The organism is Burkholderia sp. Se-20378 (assembly GCF_017104665.1).
In the GTDB taxonomy this organism is placed as follows: domain Bacteria; phylum Pseudomonadota; class Gammaproteobacteria; order Burkholderiales; family Burkholderiaceae; genus Burkholderia; species Burkholderia lata.
This window is the reverse complement of the sequence record NZ_JAAGPG010001068.1, coordinates 1-1,310: the sequence shown is the minus strand read 5'-3', so window position 1 is coordinate 1,310 and position 1,310 is coordinate 1. Positions and strand designations below refer to the sequence as shown.

The 1,310-nt window shown below is 70.0% G+C and carries 2 protein-coding genes; both read right to left on the bottom strand.

Annotated elements, in window-relative coordinates:
- The coding region (locus G3N93_RS40190; protein WP_206135544.1) for an aminotransferase class I/II-fold pyridoxal phosphate-dependent enzyme at nt 1-619 on the bottom strand (619 nt) is incomplete at its 3' end.
- A partial coding sequence (locus G3N93_RS40185) for an aminotransferase class III-fold pyridoxal phosphate-dependent enzyme (protein WP_206135543.1) occupies nt 616-1,310 on the bottom strand: 695 nt, incomplete at its 5' end. The genes G3N93_RS40190 and G3N93_RS40185, both read right to left, overlap by 4 nt.

The following is a 1,310-nucleotide window of genomic DNA, read 5'->3' as shown; positions in this document are numbered from 1 at the left end:
CGACCAGCCATGCGCCGTGGCGTTCGGCCAGCGCGACGAGTTCGGCGAGCGGGGCGAGGTCGCCGTCCATGCTGAACACGGTGTCGCTGACGATCAGCTTCGTTTCGGCATCCGATGCGTCGAGCAACGCGGCGAGCGTGGCCGTGTCCGCATGCGGATAGACCTGGACGTTCGCGCGCGACAGCCGCATGCCGTCGATCAGCGACGCGTGGTTCAGCGCGTCGGAAAAGATCGTCGCGCCCTTGCCGGTGAGCGCCGTCATCGCGGCGAGGTTCGCCATGTAGCCGGTGCTGAAGTACAGCGCGCGCGGCGCGTCGGAGAAGCCGCCCGAGAAGGCCGCGAGTTCTTCTTCGAGCGTCGCGTGCGCACGCGAATGGCCGCCGAGCAGGTGCGAGCCGCCGCTGCCGGAGCCGTAGCGCTGCGCGCCTTCGGCGAACGCGGCGACGAGCGCCGGATGCGCGGCGAGGCCGAGATAGTCGTTGCTCGCGAAGCCGACGATCTCGCGACCGTCGACGGTCATGTGCGCATCGCATGCGGTGTCGGCGGTGCGGCGCACGCGGCGCAGCCCTTGCGCGTCGAGATCGGCAAGGCCGCGTTGCAGGGTATCGAGCAGACTCATTGGGCGAGTTCCTCCAGCGTTGCATCGAGCGTGTCGCGCGTGCTTTGCGCGAGCCACGCGATGTCGTCGTCGCTCATCACGTACGGCGGCATCAGGTACACGGTCGTGCCGATCGGGCGCAGCAGCAGCTCGCGTTCCAGCGCGCGTTCGAAGAAGCGACGCGAGAAGCCGCGCGCCGCGTCGCCGTCGAGCGCGACGTCGAACGCGAACAGCGTGCCGCGCTCGCGCAGGTGGCGTACCTGCGGGTGTGCTTCGAGCGGCGCGAGCGCAGCGTGCAGCGTCGCCGACTTGCGCGCATTGGCCGCGAGCACGTCGTCGCGCTCAAACAGGTCGAGCGTCGCGACCGCCGCGCGGCACGCGAGCGGGTTGCCCGTGTACGAATGCGAGTGCAGGAAGCCGCGCGTCGTGTCGTCGTCGTAGAACGCGGCGAACACGTCGTCGCGCGTGAGCACGAGCGACAGCGGCAGGTAGCCGCCGCTGATGCCTTTCGACAGGCACAGGAAATCGGGCCAGACACCGGCCTGCTCGCACGCGAAGAAGGTGCCGGTGCGGCCGCAGCCGACCGCGATCTCGTCGGCGATCAGGTGCACGCCGAATTCGTCGCACAGCGCGCGCAGCCCGCGCACGTACGACGGATCGTGCATCGCCATGCCGGCCGCGCACTGCACGAGCGGCTCGACGATCAGCGCGG